The organism is Prevotella sp. oral taxon 317 str. F0108 (genome assembly GCF_000162415.1).
GTDB classification, from domain to species: Bacteria; Bacteroidota; Bacteroidia; order Bacteroidales; family Bacteroidaceae; genus Prevotella; species Prevotella conceptionensis.
Genome location: NZ_GG740079.1, coordinates 35,770 through 39,043 on the forward strand (window position 1 = coordinate 35,770; position 3,274 = coordinate 39,043).

Sequence of the window (3,274 nt, forward strand, 5' to 3'; positions counted from 1 at the left end):
ATGATGTTTCAGACAAATTTGTTAAAATCATAACTACAACACCCTCATTAAATGATTATGTGAGCTCCTTTATGCTTTCCGCCAATTGGGGACAAAACGAGGACGAGTAAAAGGGGTAGTACTACAACGGGGTGTACTACCTCGGCACGGGAGTCACCGAACAGTACCATTTCGACGACAGCGGGCTGGTATACCTCAAGGTGGGCGACATGGGCGGCGAGATGTGGTACGGCTACGACCGTCTTGTCTGGGTGGAGAACGAACGCAGCGAAGGCTACGCTTTCGTGCACGACCTCTTCGGCCGCGAGACGCTGCGCACGATGATGGGTGGCGTGGACTGCGCCATGCAGTACGGCGGTGGGGCGGCCTTCACGGCAAAGCATAACTCGCAGCGGTCGCCCCGTATAGGCCTACGACGAACACGGAACGCCCGTCTGGCAAGCCGACTACGACATCTACGGCAACCTGCTCAACCTCAAGGGAGATAGTCAGTTCGTTCCATTTAGGCAATTGGGGCAGTACGAGGACGAGGAGACGGGATTGTACTACAACAGGTTCAGGTATTACGACCCGAGTACAGGTGGGTATATAAGCCAAGACCCGATAGGATTGGAAGGGAATAATTCGACGTTATACGCCTATGTTTACGACCATAACAAAGAAGTTGATATATTTGGGTTAAATGGTACTCCTCAATTACCAAACGAAACTATATTATCTGGGGGAAATACCAAAATTGTTCATTATTACAATAATTTGGCAGAGCATGCCGAACCGATTCATTTTCATATTGAAGAAAACGGTAACAGTATTGGAAAAATAAAAGCTGACGGAACTTTAATCTCTGGAAGAACTAATAAAACATCTCAAAATATGGTTAAACAATCAAAGAACAAACTTAGAAAGGCAGAAAAAAAGATTGCTAACTATCTAAGAAAAGTAAGAAAAGCCGTTGCGGGGAAGCCCTTTAAATATGGAAATAGAGGATGTAAAAGTTAAATAATTATGGATTTATACAACAGAATATTAAATAAGGGGGATATTGAAAGTATCATCGAGCTAACAAAGGAAGATAAAAAAATAATAACTCGTTTATATTCTTATGAAACAATATTTTCAAAGACCCTCAACTACTTGTTAGTTAATAAAAATAAAAGTGCTGATTTAGAATATTTATTTACTATATTTATTGATATGCTTAGTGGAAGGCTTATAAATAAGCCAAGCGATTTATTAAGTTGTATTCAAAAGGTAAAAAACAAAAACAACCAAATACTGTTTTTAAAAACGATAATGCACCATCGGTTGGTAAATGATGACTTTTTAATATCCCTTGGGGAAAATAAATTTGTATTCGAGCATTTACCTTACGATTTGTCATGGATAGAAATTCCTGTAATAAAATATGGTTCCAAAGCTATTGTATCTGCAACAGAAAAATTATCCATAGTGCAAATTTGCCCTCTTATAGATTGTATAGAAGATACCTCCCTAATCGAATATTTGGTAGGATGGGCGTTTGAAGAAAATAAATTAAGCGACAGTGGTATTGATTATTTTATGCAAAATTACGAGAAGAAATATAATTTAATAAAAAACATAAAGCAAAAAGAAAATGATATCATCCGTTAAGCGTATTGAGAAAACGAATATTTATAAAGCACAAAATTAAGGGAGATGTAGAATAAGATTCTAAAACGACGAAATTTGTAAAACGCTGTAGATAACGAAAAAGATAGTGTTAAATCGGCAAGAGTATCAGGAAATATTTCGCATTCTAAATGTCACAATAGGCTATATAGACAAGATTGCATCTGGTTTTTATGGGACAGAAGAAACTGCTTTAGCTCTATTACTGGGATTTAAAGAGAACAAAACATTAGATCAATTATCCCAGATTAGATATATTCTTCAGATTGCTATGGAAAAGCAATTATCAAACCAAGAGTATGATGAATTTATAGAAAAAGAAGTGGAAATATGGAAACCTCCTTATGATAGTTCTAAGGAGGAGTTGTTAGATATGATAAGAGAGTAGGTCTTGATAAATGCCTAGAATGGATTCGGTAACAAATCAGAACCACTCACAACAGACGATTTATTACGCCAATGGGTCTGTCTTAGGACAAATAAGCCGGACTGTACTACAATCGGTTCAGATATTACGACCCGAGTGCTGGTGGGTATATAAGCCAAGAACCGATAAGGTTGCTGGGCAATAACCCTACGCTGTATGGGTATGTAAAAGATGTCAATTTATGGGTGGATGTTTGGGGATTACAATCAGTAACACCTAATCCAAAAAATTTCAATCTAGCAAGAAATGAAGCGTTAGAATGGTTGGGGAAAAGAGGTTTTAAAGCCGAGAAACAAACACTTGGAAGGTTTGGAGATATTGCAGGTAGGCCAGTAGGAATGCAAACTTTAGATGGTAAGGTAGGGTTTAGAGTTGAGTATGACGCAAGAAATGGCGCACATATAAATGTTTGGTCTGGTAAAGAAAAAGGTCCACATTTTACTTTTGAAGCTAGCGAGAAAACCGTAAAGAAAATCCAAGGGCATTATAAGTGTAAATGATAAAATGTTTGACTCATGAATAGTTATTATGACAACATCTTAATTAAATCTGTTGAAGAACAGAAAATAAATTATACGGTTATTTCAAACCTTTCTTACTACATAGAAAATCTAAGTAAGCACTTCCTGTTTGTCGGGGAACGACTTGATTTTAACAACTTAAGTAATCATAAATTTGTAAAATCCGAACAAAGGGATATTTCTTTTGATGCCGTTAATTTTATTAAGAAATTAATAGAAGAGAAAATATGCAGTAAGGATGACGCCATAATTTATATTGGAGACAGTTTGACGGAGAATGGGTATGAGTTCTATTTAAATGATTTGTTAAAGATTGTTCCTTTTTTAGTAAATGAAATACCTCAACATCACTATTTCCTATCTAAGGATTTTAAAAAGATTATTTATATATCATTTGAAAATGAAATAGAATTTGGTGGCGTCTCTTAATAATACTCCAGGCTAGGAGGCTTGATTGTAACAATCAGATAACCAGCCGTAATTCTGAAACACAAGTGTAAAGGCTGTGGTCACGCACCTGCCCGACGGCACGACCGTGCACCACCAGCACGACCTTGCGGGGCGGCTCACCTACAGCCGCTACCCTGACGGCAGCTGGGAGGCGTGGGAATACGACCGTGCCGGGCGGCTCTGCAAGGCCAGCGACCCGCACGGCGAGACGCTGTTCGAACGCGAT

Annotated in this window: 5 protein-coding genes; all 5 read left to right on the forward strand. The window is 38.3% G+C overall.

Going from position 1 to position 3,274, the window contains the following annotated elements:
• Positions 1 to 453: 453 nt before the first annotated feature.
• Positions 454 to 999: an RHS repeat-associated core domain-containing protein gene (locus HMPREF0670_RS17480; protein WP_316928776.1), complete on the forward strand. Its 546-nt coding sequence runs from the start codon at positions 454 to 456 to the stop codon at positions 997 to 999.
• A gap of 6 nt (positions 1,000 to 1,005) precedes the next feature.
• The gene (locus HMPREF0670_RS14515; RefSeq protein WP_009231899.1) at positions 1,006 to 1,632 is read left to right on the forward strand and encodes a hypothetical protein; all 627 of its coding nucleotides are present in this window, start codon (positions 1,006 to 1,008) and stop codon (positions 1,630 to 1,632) included.
• Positions 1,633 to 1,738: 106 nt separating this feature from the next.
• Positions 1,739 to 2,038, forward strand: coding sequence for a hypothetical protein (locus HMPREF0670_RS14520; RefSeq protein ID WP_009231900.1), 300 nt, complete (start codon positions 1,739 to 1,741; stop codon positions 2,036 to 2,038).
• A gap of 101 nt (positions 2,039 to 2,139) precedes the next feature.
• Positions 2,140 to 2,577, forward strand: coding sequence for a hypothetical protein (locus tag HMPREF0670_RS14525; protein WP_083786901.1), 438 nt, complete (start codon positions 2,140 to 2,142; stop codon positions 2,575 to 2,577).
• 15 nt (positions 2,578 to 2,592) lie between these two features.
• The gene (locus tag HMPREF0670_RS14530) at positions 2,593 to 3,027 is read left to right on the forward strand and encodes a hypothetical protein (protein ID WP_009231902.1); all 435 of its coding nucleotides are present in this window, start codon (positions 2,593 to 2,595) and stop codon (positions 3,025 to 3,027) included.
• The last annotated feature ends 247 nt before the right edge of the window (positions 3,028 to 3,274 follow it).